This is a genomic window from Pseudomonas sp. GL_093, from assembly GCF_057837605.1.
The window spans coordinates 120001-134131 of the sequence record NZ_CM174448.1; the positions used below are offsets into that span (position 1 = coordinate 120001).

A 14131-nucleotide genomic window follows, 5' to 3' on the forward strand; every position below is an offset into this window, starting at 1 on the left:
TAACGGAGGAGTACGAAGGTGCGCTCAGACCGGTCGGAAATCGGTCGTAGAGTATAAAGGCAAAAGCGCGCTTGACTGCGAGACAGACACGTCGAGCAGGTACGAAAGTAGGTCTTAGTGATCCGGTGGTTCTGTATGGAAGGGCCATCGCTCAACGGATAAAAGGTACTCCGGGGATAACAGGCTGATACCGCCCAAGAGTTCATATCGACGGCGGTGTTTGGCACCTCGATGTCGGCTCATCACATCCTGGGGCTGAAGCCGGTCCCAAGGGTATGGCTGTTCGCCATTTAAAGTGGTACGCGAGCTGGGTTTAGAACGTCGTGAGACAGTTCGGTCCCTATCTGCCGTGGACGTTTGAGATTTGAGAGGGGCTGCTCCTAGTACGAGAGGACCGGAGTGGACGAACCTCTGGTGTTCCGGTTGTCACGCCAGTGGCATTGCCGGGTAGCTATGTTCGGAATAGATAACCGCTGAAAGCATCTAAGCGGGAAACTAGCCTCAAGATGAGATCTCACTGGGACCTTGAGTCCCCTGAAGGGCCGTCGAAGACTACGACGTTGATAGGTTGGGTGTGTAAGCGCTGTGAGGCGTTGAGCTAACCAATACTAATTGCCCGTGAGGCTTGACCATATAACACCCAAGCAATTTGATGCTCCTAGTTGAAAAGACGAAAGAGACCAGATTGCGGTGTGTGAAGACGAAACGAACCGAAAGTTCGAGATACTCACCAAACACCTGCTGTCACATACCCAATTTGCTGAAGCGAGACCAACAGGTCACGACTCAGTACCCGAATTTCTTGACGACCATAGAGCATTGGAACCACCTGATCCCATCCCGAACTCAGCAGTGAAACGATGCATCGCCGATGGTAGTGTGGGGTTTCCCCATGTGAGAGTAGGTCATCGTCAAGATTAAATTCCGAAACCCCTATCTGCGTATGCAGGTAGGGGTTTTGTTTTAGTAGAAGTCACCAGTTTTGCTGGCACGTTACGCTGTAACGGGCTGGTCACAGAATTTCTTGACGACCATAGAGCATTGGAACCACCTGATCCCATCCCGAACTCAGCAGTGAAACGATGCATCGCCGATGGTAGTGTGGGGTTTCCCCATGTGAGAGTAGGTCATCGTCAAGATTAAATTCCGAAACCCCTATCTGCGTATGCAGGTAGGGGTTTTGTCGTTCTGGGTTCGCTAAACGCTCAAAAGGGCAATCAGCTGTAAATGGGCGAGATGCAGCACCTGCTGATGCGGTTCACCGCGCCGTTTCAGCGACAGGTTATCTACAGGCATCAGCGATACCGCGCGTCGGCCGCGTAGCGCTCCACTGAACGCAGAGACAAACCCATTTGCTCGGCGCTTTCCAGCAACTCAAGCACTAATTCCCGCGCTTCGACATTCCGAGTTTTGGACTCGGGTAAATGGGCGATGATTCCAGGCGGGCGCGTTCGTTTTTTCACAGCGCTAATGGTCGATCACCAGACCACAGGCAATCCTTCACAGAAAGGCGCGGGGAATTTGTAACTGCCGCACGAACAACCGTCATCACAAAGGGGCTGATCAGGCGCTCTGGCACGCCGTTCGGCGGGTATCTGATACGAATACCGACCATTTCGTACAAACGCCTAAGTTTTCTCCGGTTTGTGCCGACAGCCTGATGAGACATGCGTGCACCAAAGTAGAGCGGCCCCAGAGCCCTGCCTGCGCTGTTACTTGGAATGTTGCAACCCGGAACGCATCCCCACTTTTTGCATAAGAAGTCCCATGAAATGAATCTCAAATTCAGCCATAAAATCCTTCTGGCCGCCTCCGGCGTCGTGGTGCTGGCTTTTGCGTTGTTCACTTTGTACAACGACTATCTGCAGCGAAACACCATCCGTCAAAACCTTGAATCGAGCGTCCAGCAGGCCGGCGATCTGACCGCCAGCAGCGTGCAGAACTGGATGAGCGGCCGTGTGCTGGTACTGGAAAACCTCGCGCAAAACGTCGCCCATCAAGGTGCCAATGCCGACCTCCCGGGGCTGGTCAGTCAACCGGCCCTGACCTCGAACTTCCAGTTCACCTACGTGGGCCAGGCCAACGGCGTGTTTACTCAGCGCCCGGACGCGAAGATGCCTGACGGTTACGATCCGCGTCAGCGTCCCTGGTACAAACAGGCTGTGGCTGCCGACAAGACCATGCTGACCCCGCCTTACATGGCTGCCGTCGGTGGCCTGGTGGTGACCATCGCCCTGCCGGTGAAAAAGAACGGCGAGTTGCTCGGCGTGGTCGGTGGTGACCTGAGCCTGGAAACGCTGGTGAAGATCATTAACTCGGTGGATTTCGGTGGTATCGGCCACGCATTCCTGGTCAGCGCCGACGGTCAGGTAATCGTCAGCCCGGACAAAGACCAAGTGATGAAAAACCTGAAGGACATCTACCCGAACGCCGGGGTGCGCATCGAGAAGGGCAATCAGGAAGTCACCCTGAACAAGCAGGACCGCATCCTTTCGTTTACTCCGGTCAGTGGTTTGCCGAATGCCGAGTGGTACATCGGTCTGTCGATCGACAAGGACAAGGCCTACGCACCCCTCAGCCAGTTCCGTACTTCTGCGCTGATCGCGATGTTCATCGCCGTGACGGCTATTGCAGTACTGCTGAGCCTGCTGATCAACGTGCTGATGCGTCCACTGACCACCATGAGCCGTGCTATGCAGGACATCGCTCAGGGCGAGGGCGACCTGACCCGACGTCTGGCTGTGGAAAGCAAAGACGAGTTCGGTGAGCTGGGCAGTTCGTTCAATCAGTTCGTGGAGCGAATTCACGCGTCGATTTCCGAAGTGTCGTCGGCCACCCGCCAGGTTCACGACCTGTCGCAGCGGGTGATGGCTTCGTCCAACGCCTCGATCGTCGGTTCCGACGAGCAAAGCGCCCGCACCAACAGTGTGGCCGCGGCGATCAACCAGTTGGGCGCCGCCACCCAGGAAATCGCCCGCAACGCCGCCGATGCTTCCCAACACGCCAGCGGCGCGAGCGAGCAGGCCGATGACGGTCGTCAGGTGGTGGAGAAAACCATTCTGGCGATGACCGAGTTGTCGCAGAAAATCAGCCTGTCCTGCACGCAGATCGAAACCCTGAATGCCAGCACCGACAACATCGGGCACATTCTGGATGTGATCAAAGGCATCTCCCAGCAGACCAACTTGCTCGCACTCAACGCGGCCATCGAAGCGGCCCGCGCCGGTGAAGCCGGTCGTGGTTTTGCGGTGGTGGCGGACGAGGTGCGTAACCTCGCTCACCGTACTCAGGAATCGGCGGAAGAGATCCACAAAATGATCACCTCGCTGCAGATCGGTTCTCGTGAAGCGGTGACCACCATGAATGCCAGTCAGGTCTCCAGCGAACAGAGCGTCGAAGTGGCGAACCAGGCCGGTCTGCGTCTGGTCAGCGTGACCCAGCGCATCGGCGAAATCGATGGCATGAACCAGTCGGTGGCCGCGGCGACTGAAGAGCAGACGGCGGTCGTGGAAACCCTCAACGTCGACGTTAACCAGATCAACCTGCTGAACCAGCAGAGCGTGGCCAACCTCAATGAAACGTTGAAGGATTGCGATGCGTTATCCCTGCAGGCGAACCGATTGAAGCAGTTGGTCGATAGCTTCAAGATCTGATCAAACGATGTAAAAGAAGCCCGCGGTGGAGTTATCCACCGCGGGCTTTTTCATGCCTTACGCAAACAGCTTCAGCACATTGTTCATCGAGTCATCGGCAAAGCCCTGCACGAAATCCTTGAACCCCGACAATGCCTCGGCGCCGCCCTGTGCGGGTTCGGCGATGATGGTCCAGGTTGCTCGGGATTGGCCCGCACCCAGCGGTTCGACACTCATCGCCGCCCACAAATTGGCCACGCCCAAGGTGTTGTAAATCGTGGTCCAGGTCATGTTCAGCGCCTGGTCATCCCGGGAGTTGAGTTGCTCGACCACGAGGTTGCCGTCCTTGAAGAATTTCTTGCGCAGGGACGACACGCCTTCACCGGTCATCTCGATGTGCGACAGCGCCGGAATGAATTGATCGAAGCCGGCAAAGTTACCGACCACCGCCCAGACCTTCTTGGCATCGGCCGGCACTTCCACCGAGGACACCACGTGGCAGCCTTGAGGATTCTTGATCAGGGTATCGGGTTGCAGAGTGCTCATGGTCTTGCTCCATTCTTGGGGTTGGGTTGAATCAGATGAAGTTGATTTCTTTCAGGTAGTCGCAGCCGCGACGCAGCAGCGCCGGAGATTTTTCCGGGTAATGCGCGCCCATCTGCCGCACGCCCGCCTGGGCGTTGGCGTGGCCGATCATTGAGATGTCGCCGATGTCTTCCTCGAAGCCGTTGAGGTAGAAACCAAGCACGCCGAACAACGCGTTATCGCTGTCGACCCGGCCCAGTTGCTGCTGCCAGTCGGCGACGCTGACCATGGAAAACTCCCGACCCGCCTCACGGAATGACGCGACGTAGTTGTCCCAGCTCAGAGGCTCGGGGTTGTGCAGGTTGAACACCGCTTTTTCGGCTGAATAACGGCTGGCATGGAAGGCGATGAAGCGGGCTAGAAAGTCCACCGGCATCAGGTCGAAATTCAGCGCGAATTCCGGCACCTGGCCGAGCTGGATCGAGCCTTTGAGCATCAGCATCAAGCGATTTTTGTGAGGCTGGCAGACACCGGTGAGGCTGTTGAAACTGATGTTGCCGGGGCGATAAAGATTGACCCGTACGCCACGTTCGCGAGCGCGTTCGAGGATCCGTTCACCGACCCATTTGGACAGGTTGTAGCCGTTCTTGATGTAGATCGGCGGGGTCTGCGCGGCGGGCAATTCCAGCACCCGTCCATCGGCGGCAATCGTGCTGGAAGCCGAGAGCGTCGAGACGAAGTTGAAGATCTTCTTGCTGCGCCCTTCGCACAACCGAAGGCACTCGAAAATCGGCTCGACGTTGTCCCGCGCCAGCGACTCGTAATCGAGTACGTGATTGACGTTGGCGGCGTTGTGCACCAACGCGCCGAACTGCCGATCCAGTCGCTCGTAAACATCCGCTTCGAGCCCCAATGACGGACGCGTAATGTCCGCCGCATAAACCCGCACCCGACTCAGGTCCAGATGCTCCAGACGGTTTTCTCGCAGTGCATGGGCAAACCGCTCGGCCGCCGATTGCCCACCGCCGTCGCGAACCAGGCAGGCGACTTCGCTCGCGCCCCAGGCGAGCAATGCTTCGACGATGTGCACGCCGACAAAGCTGTTGGCGCCGGTAACGATCACCTTGTGCACATCACCCATGCGGTTGACTGGCAACGGCTGGATATCCAGTTCACGGAAGGCATCGGCCAAGGCTTTTTCGCTCAATACCTCTTCGGTGCCGGAGCCGCGCACCAAGGTCGCCAACTTGGCGATGGTCGGCAGTTCGATGAAGCGGTTGATCGAGATGCTGCGACCGAACTCTTCACGCAAACGCAACAGCATGCGCGACAGCAGGATCGAGTGACCGCCCAGGTTGAAGAAACTTTCGTCGGTGGAAATATCGCTGGCCGGCAGCTCCAGCAGCTCGGCCCAGATCTCCAGCAACAGCGCCTCATCGGCACTGACGGGCAAGCGCCGCAGCGTGTTTTCGGAGACATTCACGGGCATCGCCAGCAGCGCCTTGCGGTCGACCTTGCCGTTGCTGGCGAACGGCATGTTCGGCAGTTCGGTCCACGCTGTGGGCTGCATGTAATCCGGCAGAAACTGTGTCGCGTGAGCTTTCAGTGCTTCCCGAGCGGTACCGGGTTGGTCCTCCTGAGGCTGCGCGAGGAAGGCCAGAATCCGGCGCTGGCTGTCGATGACCACCGCTACCTGGCGGTACAACTGACTGTCACGCAGGCAGCGTTCGATCTCTTCCGGCTCGACCCGAAAGCCGCGAATCTTCACCTGGTTGTCGCGCCGTCCGCACAGCTCGATGCCGTCGCGGGTCCACTTCGCCATGTCGCCAGTGCGGTAGGCGCGCAGGCTCTGGCCATTCGGCAGGCTCAGGTTCAGATAACGTTCGGCAGTCTGCTGCGGGTTGTTCAAGTAGCCCAGGCACACGCCCGGCCCGACGATGTACAACTCACCGACAGTCTGTTCGGCCACCGGTTGAAAATCCTCATCGAGAATCAGCACCTGACTGTTGGCGATAGGCGCGCCGAGGGTGCGGTTGCTGTCGCCGGTGCGCAGTTGCCGCGCGGTGATCAACACCGTCGCTTCGGTCGGGCCATAGAGGTTGTAGAGGTTGCCCTGACGGGTGAGCTGCTCGATGACGTAGGGTTCGCAGACATCGCCGCCGGTCATCACGTGATCGAGGCATTGCAATTGATCCAGCGGCAGGATGCTCAGCAACGCCGGCGGCAAAAAGGCATGGCTCAGTTGTTGATGGCGGATCAGCTCGACCAGTTGCAACGGATCGCGGCGCTGATCGTCGCCGGGCACGATCAGTTCGGCGCCCTGGAGCAGGGTCGGGAAGATATCGATCAGCGACGAGTCGAAACTCAACGACGAAAACTGCAGCACCCGGCTCTGTTCGGTCAGCTGCACATAGTCGGCGTACCACGCGGTGAAGTGCGCGAGGTTGGCCTGGCTGAGCAACACGCCTTTGGGATGGCCGGTGGTGCCCGAGGTGTAGAGCGCCATGCACGGCGCGTCTGGATCGGGTCGTTGGCGCATCAAGGGTTGATCGAGATCCACGTCACCGATGTCGATGCGGCTGATGTCGAGTCCCGGCATTTGCGCCGCGAGCGGATGCTCACCGTCATGCAGCAAAAACACTGCTCCGGCGTTTTCCAGAATGTACTGCTGACGTTGCAAGGGATGGCTTGGTTCCAGCGGCAGGTACACCGCGCCACTGCCAAGAATCGCGAGAATCCCCGCATACAACGCGCTGCATTTTGGCAGACAGATCCCGATCACCAACGGCCCGTGACGCTGAGCGAGCAACGGCTGCAAACGCTGCTGGATGGCGCGGCTGTGGGCGTGCAAATGCCGATAGCTCAGGGATGCCCCGGCAATGTTCAGCGCGGGTCGCTCGGCACACTGGATGAAGCGCTGCTCAAGGCGCTCGATCATCGGGATTTGGCTGAGCGCCAGCAGCGCGGGTGCCGCCGTGAGATTGAGCCGATGGAAAAACGCGAGGTTCTCCAAATAGAGCAGGTTTTCCACGTGCTCGAAGTGAGCGGGAGCAACAGGCTCAGCCAGCAGAAAATAGTCGGAATCGCGAGAGAAACGGCTGACCAGCAGCGCCACGTGATCGACCAGTTCTGCCACTGCCCGCAGGCGCAATGCCTGGCCATTGCCCGAAGGTTCATCGGTGATCGGCACGCGAGTGAACAACGTCGACCCGTACGTGCACAGCACGTCCAGCGGTGGCAGGCCAGAAACCCCAGGCACACCGATACCCAGCTGCAGCGTCAGTCGCGGCGTATCGCCGACGTCTTGAACAGGCAGGCTGGCGTCGTCGATCAGCAAATCAGCGTTACCCAACGGCTGCTCGTCGACGGCTGTCAGGCGCACCAGAGAATGACCGTGTTGTTCAAGTTCCAGCGCCAGGTCGGTCAGGGCCTGGCTTTGTCCAATGAGCAGAATGTCGAGACGTCTCATGATGGGCTCCTCGTTAAACCAGGTAATCGCTGAGGGCGTCTTGCACGCACGGCGAATCGAGCAGCGAACTGCTGCGGAAAAACCGCACGATGTTGGCGACCAGCGGGTGATGGCGATTGATCGGGAAGGCCAGCCCCGACACTTCGCTCTTGAGGGCCTGGCGTGCGGCGTCGCTGATCTGCAAGGATTCGATCAGCCGGAAGTCGAACGACTTCTGGATGTCGTTGGTCAGGTAATGGCCGATGAACACCGGCAGGATATGCGCGATGCATCGGCGGTCGTCTTCGCTCGCGGTGTGCCAGTAGATGCGCACCAGCCGCGCCCAGAACCCGGAGTGGCGGCCCTCGTCGAGCAAGTGATCGGCCATCAGGCCCTTGATCGACTGCTTGACCGTGTCGTCCTTGGCGAACGCGGCGACATCGCCGGTCACGGTGTTCTCGGCGATGGCCACGCAGATCAATTCCACGGCGCTGCGCAGGTGTTCCGGCGCGAGCGCCACGGCTGCTGGAATGGCTCGGCTGAGTTCGATTTCATCCGGCAGTTCGATGGGCGTGATGCCAGTCATGGCGACGGTCTGTTGCATGAAATCCATCGCCACGAGTGCGTGGTAATCCTCGTCCACCACCACGGTCATGGCGTCGTAGCGGCAGGCGAACGGGAAGGCCACGGCGAAGCGATTCTTGGCGATGCTGCGGGCGGTCTTGTCGACGATTTCGGTTTCGAAAATCACCACGTCATTGATGAATTTGTAGAGCGTCTGCACCAGCGCAAAGTCGCGTTGCTCCGGGCATTCGCGCAGGAAGGTTTCGCTCAGCACCAACGGTTGGCGGCTCAACGGGTAGATGAGCTTGTCGTCGTTCTCCAGCACCCGCCGGGGGCGGGTACGGATGGTCGCGCGGCTTTCCCAGGCATCGGCGAAGGATTGGTAGTCGGCGGCGTTCATGCGTTCACCTCGGCAACCGGTTCGGTCATGCTCAGGCGCAGGCCATCCCACAGCGCGATGCGACTTTCCACGGCGGCGATGGCACTGGCGTAAACGTCTTCTTCGCGCTGCGGGTCGCCATTGACCAGCCGGGCGAGGAGTTTTTCAGCGGCGGGGCCGTGGTCTTCGGAGTCGACTTCGATGTGCCGTTCGAGGTAGTAACGGAAGGTCGGCGCCTGTTCGATGCCGATACCCCAGTCATCAAGAATTCGCTGGAACATCTGCGGGATGACGCTCTCGCGACCATGCAGAAATGCCGCCGCAACGCTGTGCCCCGGCGCATGCAGCGCGGTGTGCAACGTGTTGCGCACGAACTGCGCTGCCGCCGGATCGACGTCCACGCTTTGCAGTGCCACGTCGTAACTCACGCCTTCTTTTTGCAGCGCGACGAAGCGTTCGACCACCGCCGTGCTGGCGCCAACTTCGCGCATGGCATCCAGGTACAACTCGAAATGGCTGTAGTGACCGTGAGCCGGACGATCATCGGACTCTTCGCCCAGCACGATCTCGTTGATCAAACGCGCTGCCTGCGGATCTCGCGGTGGCAGCCAGGGCAGCTGGACGCAGGTCAGTTCCTGTTGCAGGCGTTTGGTCAGTGACATGAAATCCCATACCGCAAACACATGGGTTTCCATGAAGCGTTGCAATACCGACAGTGAGTTGATTTCAGAAAAGATCGGGTGAGCGCTAAGTTCTGCTTTCTTCTGGTTGAGGCGGTCTTTAGTCGATTTCATGGGCGAGCCTATAAGTGAATTGGATATACCGTTGGGTTTTAATGAATAAGCGATCGTTAGTTAAAGCTTTCTGCTGGCGAGCGGAGGCCTCAACCGAATTGATATGGGTAAGTTGAAATACGTCGTTAAGAGACGGCCTGGCGCCAGTATTCAAGGCGGCGGAGAAAAACTAATACATGAATAAAGTGTCGGGCAAGTTATTTTTATATTATTTGAAAGTTTAACTTTCTGACGCACGATAAGTTCCAATAAAACTTTTCAATTGAGTTTTATTTGGATGTAGTTACTCCTTCCGGCTTATATAAGTCAGAATTAAAATGAAGAGTGAATGCCTCACTCGAAGTAACTTTCTAACTGAATCGTTGAGGTGAATTGAGGGGGCGGAAGTTGGCTGGGATCAACGCCGGTTCTTCCTTTCCCGTGGCAAGACTCCTTCCGTAGGTTCTTGGTGCGGGGACTGCTCCGCTCGTGCGGTGCGTCGCCCGTTCATTGTTTGTTGGCAACCCAAGAGTGAGCGTAAATCACGACAGCCGCTATCACCGGCGTGTCATCGACTCGGAGTCATTGTTGGTCTTGAGAGGGGTCAATCGAGGGCAGGGCTTTGGAGAGGGGCGCAGCACAGCGCGGCAAGCGGGAACGAGCAGTTCGATCTGCTCGCTCAGGCTTGCCGGCGCGGTTTACTTGGAGGTTTTCTTGTTCAGCGCTTCGGGGCTGTTGAGGTAGCGTGTGATGACCTCGACGCCCCGGTTGAGGTGTTGCTCGAGCAACTTCACCGCGCGCTCGACGTCTCGGTCTTCGACGGCCAGCAACAGCGCCCGGTGGTCTTCCTGGGACAGTTTGCCCAGGCCCATGGCTTCCAGGTTGAAGCGCAGGAAACGCTCCTCTTCGTTCAGCCCGTCTTCCACCAGCCTCAATAGCCGTTGGTTTGGCGCCTTGCAGTACAGCGCCATGTGGAAAAGCCGATTGAGCCGGCCGATTTCGGTGTAGTTGTTTTGCGTTTCCAGTTCGTCGATGTAGCGGGCAGCCTGTTCGAGATCCTCATTGACCAGTAACGGGATCGACAGGCGCAACGCTTCGGATTCCAGCAGGATCCGCAGCGCGTAGGTTTCCACGGCATCACCCTGAACCAGCGGTGCGACCACGGCGCCTTTATGGGCGATGACGTTGAGCAGGGCCTGGGCTTCGAGCTGGCGCAAGGCTTCGCGCACCGGCATGCGGCTGACACCGAAAAGATCGGCCAAATCTTGCTGACGCAGGGCGGTGCCGCAGGGTATGCGACCGTCGAGAATGGCCGAACGCAGGGTTTCTTCGATCACCGAGCGTGCCAGATGAGCGGGAATCGGCCCGTTGACCTTGATGCTGTTCAGAGGATTGGGCTTCTGTGTCACAACTACGCACCCTGTTTGACTGAAATGAATTTGGATCCAAGGGGACACTAGTGACTGCCTGACAGGTTGTCAAACGGACAAAAGCTCGCCCTGACGTGGCCGCGATGTTTTTAATGACACCTGCCATACAAAGTTTAGCGCGCCAGCAGTGATCTCACCGTGCCATTGTCTTTTATCGGGCTAACCTGCACCATCGACCGCTTTCCACCTGCCTGACCTGGATGCCTCGCATTGGCGGTACGTTTCGCGATCCCTCGGACTTTGCGCTGGCTGTGCTGCGCGTTGCTGCTGGCCGGCGTTATGCTGGGCGGGCTGCATGCCGATTGGGATTTTTCGCTGATCAGCCGTCGCGCGCAGGCATTGTACGGGCCATTGGGCGAAGGGCAGCCACGCATTGACGCCTGGCAGCACTTATTGGCCACGCAAAAGCAAGTTGGCGAGCTCGAACAGCTTAAAGTGGTCAACCAGTTCTTCAACAAGCAGATGCGTTACGAGGAAGACATCGACCTGTGGCACGAGGTCGATTATTGGGAAACACCCATCGAGGCCCTGTGGAAGGGCGCCGGCGATTGCGAAGATTACGCGATCGCCAAGTATTTCAGCCTGCGTCATCTCGGCGTCGCCAGTGACAAGCTGCGCATCACCTACGTCAAGGCCTTGCGCCTGAATCGGGCGCACATGGTGTTGACCTACTACTCAAGCCCCGAAGCCATGCCGCTGGTACTCGACAGCCTGATCGATGCGATCAAACCGGCCAGCCAGCGAACCGATTTGCTGCCGGTCTACTCTTTCAATGCCGAAGGGTTGTGGCTGCCGGGCGCCAAAGGCAACAAGAAAGTCGGTGACACCAAACGCCTGTCTCGTTGGCAGGATGTGTTGAAGAAAATGCAGGCCGAAGGTTTCCCGGTCGAGACGACTAACTAGGAGCACGCGCTCAGATGTCCTTGTTCAAACAGCTGTTGATCGCTATCTGTCTGTTCCTGGTGATTGCCTTCACCGGTAGCTTCGTGGTCAGCCTGGAAAGCTCGCGCACCCAATACGTCAACCAGTTGCGCTCCCACGCCCAGGATGCCGCGACGGCATTGGCGCTGTCCCTGACGCCGAATATCGACGACCCGGCGATGGTCGAGTTGCTGGTCAGTTCGATCTTCGACAGCGGTTATTACGCGAGCATCCGCGTGGTCGACCTCAAGAGCGATCAGACCATCGTCGAGCGCAGCGGCATTCCAGCGGTGAACAACGTGCCGGACTGGTTCGTCAAAATGATCGGGTTGGAAGCGGCCGGCGGTGATGCCCTCGTCAGCCGTGGCTGGGAGCAGGCGGCGCGGGTCGAGGTGGTCAGCCACCCGATGTTCGCGTTGGCCAAACTTTGGCAGAGCGCGCTGGGCAGTCTTGGCTGGTTGCTGATCTGCGGTGCGGTGAGCGCGGTGTTGGGTGCGCTGTTGTTGCGCCGGCAACTGAAGCCGCTGGATTACATGGTCAAGCAATCCCACGCCATCGCTCGCCGCGAATTCCTCAGCCTGCCGCAACTGCCGCGCACACCTGAACTGCGACGTGTCGTGCAGGCCATGAACCAGATGGTCGAGAAGCTTAAAGCGCTGTTCCAGGAACAGGCCGAGCGCAGTGAAAAACTGCGTGCCGAGTCCTATCAGGACAACCTGACAGGGCTGGCCAACCGTCGTTATTTCGAGATGCAACTGAACGCCCGAGTGAGCAATCCGGAGCAGGCGAGTTCCGGCTATCTGCTGCTATTACGGGTCAGGGACCTGGCCGGGTTGAACCAGCGGTTGGGCGGTCAACGCACTGACCAGTTATTGAAAGCGGTGGGCGAGCAGTTGTCCCGAGAGTGCGCCAAATACCCGGAAACCCTGAACCTCGTGACGCGGATTCGCGGCGGTGAGTTCGCCGTGCTGGCGCCGGGGTTGGTGCGCGAGGAAGCGCTGCAACTGGCGCAGAACCTCGACAGTGCCTTGGCGAGCCTGCACGCGACGGGCGCCACCGACGTGGCCTCGGTGGCCTCGATCGGGCTGGCGCCGTTTGTGTATGGCGACTCCCCGCAAGCGGTGCTCGGGCTGGGCGATCAGGCGTTGGCTCAGGCGGAAGGCCAAGGCGATTCGAGCTGGGTCTGCCTGGATCACAGCGCGTCGGCCAGCGTCGGCGACGACCATCATGCCTGGCACAACTTACTGGAACAGGCGTTGAGCCAGCAGCGTTTCGAGCTGTATTTCCAGCCGGTGGTGGCTGCCCAGGACACGCAGTTGGTGCTGCATTACAAGGTGCTGTCGCGTTTGATCGACGACGAGGGCCAGACCATTCCCGCCGGGCGCTTCCTGCCGTGGCTCGAGCGCTTTGGCTGGACCGCGCGGCTTGATCGGCTGATGTTGGAGCTGGTACTTGAGCAGATGGCCGACCATAAAGAGTCGCTGGCGCTGAACCTGTCTTCAGCGACGCTGGCCGATCCGCAGGCATTGAATAAAGTCTTCGACATCCTGCGTCAGCATTCGGATCTTGGGGAGCGATTGACCCTGGAAATCGGTGAGGAGCAGTTGCCGGAGCAAGCCATGCTGGAAGAGCTGACGCGACGTCTGCACGAACTCGGGTTCTCCCTGAGCCTGCAACGCTTTGGCGGGCGCTTCAGCATGATCGGCAACCTGGCGCGGCTTGGGTTGGCGTATCTGAAGATCGACGGCAGTTACATCCGGGCGATTGATCAGGAGAGCGACAAGCGCCTGTTCATCGAGGCGATTCAGCGGGCGGCGCACAGCATCGACTTGCCGTTGATTGCCGAGCGGGTCGAGACGGAAGGAGAGTTGATGGTTATTCGTGAGATGGGGTTGTATGGGGTTCAGGGGCAGTTGTTTGGTGAGCCGAAGCCTTGGCGGTGAGGCTGATGCCGCCTTCGCGAGCAGGCTCGCTCCCACAGTTGATCTTCAGTGAACACAGCCTATGTGAACGACTGAAATCCAATGTGGGAGCGAGCCTGCTCGCGAAGGCGTCAGTACAGACAACAACAATGACGGGGCGTTAGATCAACCCCGTCTCATCATCATCGATCAATTGACTCAACCCGCCCAACGCCTCACGGGCCTGGGTCCGGTCCATCAGCTTGGCTTGTGCGGCCGGCGGCAGGTCGGTGACTCGGATCACGCCTTTGCTGGTCAGCACCTGGATCAAGTCGTCGAGTACCCGGATCATTTCCAGGTCGCTCTGCTTGAGCTGTTTGAGGCTGGTTTCCACTACTTCATTGGCATACCAGGCCTGGATTTCATGGTGGTCGGCCGGCAGTGTTTCCGTGGCCTCGGCGTAGGCCGCGGCTTCCACGCGCACTAACTGACCTTGCGCATCGCGTTGCACGTAGAACATTGAACATCCCTCGGAAATGGACCAGCGTCATGCTGTCA

Annotated in this window: 9 protein-coding genes and 3 rRNA genes (1 of these 12 cut by a window edge); 6 read left to right on the forward strand and 6 right to left on the reverse strand. The window is 58.7% G+C overall.

Features of this window, described 5'->3' with window-relative positions; all coding sequences use genetic code 11:
* The 4 genes from AC3IUE_RS00585 to AC3IUE_RS00600 form a co-directional block, all read left to right on the forward strand.
* A 23S ribosomal RNA gene (locus AC3IUE_RS00585) occupies window positions 1-633 on the forward strand; it begins 2259 nt to the left of the window's first position.
* Window positions 634-801: 168 nt separating this feature from the next.
* A 5S ribosomal RNA gene (gene rrf / locus AC3IUE_RS00590) occupies window positions 802-917 on the forward strand.
* Window positions 918-1023: 106 nt separating this feature from the next.
* Window positions 1024-1139, forward strand: a 5S ribosomal RNA gene (gene rrf / locus AC3IUE_RS00595).
* A 633-nt stretch (window positions 1140-1772) separates the two neighbouring features.
* The gene (locus AC3IUE_RS00600; RefSeq protein WP_489264937.1) at window positions 1773-3653 is read left to right on the forward strand and encodes a methyl-accepting chemotaxis protein; all 1881 of its coding nucleotides are present in this window, start codon (window positions 1773-1775) and stop codon (window positions 3651-3653) included.
* A gap of 57 nt (window positions 3654-3710) precedes the next feature.
* On the opposite strand, the gene AC3IUE_RS00605 is transcribed toward AC3IUE_RS00600, so the two are convergent.
* From AC3IUE_RS00605 to AC3IUE_RS00625, 5 genes are all read right to left on the reverse strand, one after another.
* The gene (locus tag AC3IUE_RS00605) at window positions 3711-4178 is read right to left on the reverse strand and encodes an SRPBCC family protein (protein WP_489264939.1); all 468 of its coding nucleotides are present in this window, start codon (window positions 4176-4178) and stop codon (window positions 3711-3713) included.
* Window positions 4179-4209: 31 nt separating this feature from the next.
* Window positions 4210-7626, reverse strand: coding sequence for an amino acid adenylation domain-containing protein (locus AC3IUE_RS00610; RefSeq protein ID WP_489264941.1), 3417 nt, complete (start codon window positions 7624-7626; stop codon window positions 4210-4212).
* A gap of 13 nt (window positions 7627-7639) precedes the next feature.
* Window positions 7640-8569, reverse strand: coding sequence for a diiron oxygenase (locus AC3IUE_RS00615; RefSeq protein WP_489264943.1), 930 nt, complete (start codon window positions 8567-8569; stop codon window positions 7640-7642).
* Window positions 8566-9342 (reverse strand): DUF3050 domain-containing protein, encoded by a 777-nt coding sequence (locus tag AC3IUE_RS00620; protein WP_056745782.1) that lies wholly within the window; start codon window positions 9340-9342, stop codon window positions 8566-8568. The genes AC3IUE_RS00615 and AC3IUE_RS00620 overlap by 4 nt, the downstream gene beginning before the upstream one ends.
* A 677-nt stretch (window positions 9343-10019) precedes the next feature.
* Window positions 10020-10730: a GntR family transcriptional regulator gene (locus AC3IUE_RS00625; RefSeq protein ID WP_489264946.1), complete on the reverse strand. Its 711-nt coding sequence runs from the start codon at window positions 10728-10730 to the stop codon at window positions 10020-10022.
* Window positions 10731-10961: 231 nt separating this feature from the next.
* Here AC3IUE_RS00625 and lapG point away from each other — a divergent pair, with 231 nt between their 5' ends.
* Together lapG and lapD are read left to right on the forward strand one after the other, a co-directional pair.
* The gene (lapG, locus tag AC3IUE_RS00630) at window positions 10962-11654 is read left to right on the forward strand and encodes a cysteine protease LapG (RefSeq protein WP_462000385.1); all 693 of its coding nucleotides are present in this window, start codon (window positions 10962-10964) and stop codon (window positions 11652-11654) included.
* Window positions 11655-11668: 14 nt separating this feature from the next.
* Window positions 11669-13615, forward strand: a complete 1947-nt coding sequence (lapD, locus tag AC3IUE_RS00635) for a cyclic di-GMP receptor LapD (protein WP_489264948.1) — start codon at window positions 11669-11671, stop codon at window positions 13613-13615.
* Between the two features lie 139 nt (window positions 13616-13754).
* Here lapD and AC3IUE_RS00640 read toward each other — a convergent pair whose 3' ends face one another.
* Window positions 13755-14093, reverse strand: a complete 339-nt coding sequence (locus AC3IUE_RS00640) for a hypothetical protein (protein ID WP_056745772.1) — start codon at window positions 14091-14093, stop codon at window positions 13755-13757.
* Window positions 14094-14131: the final 38 nt, after the last annotated feature.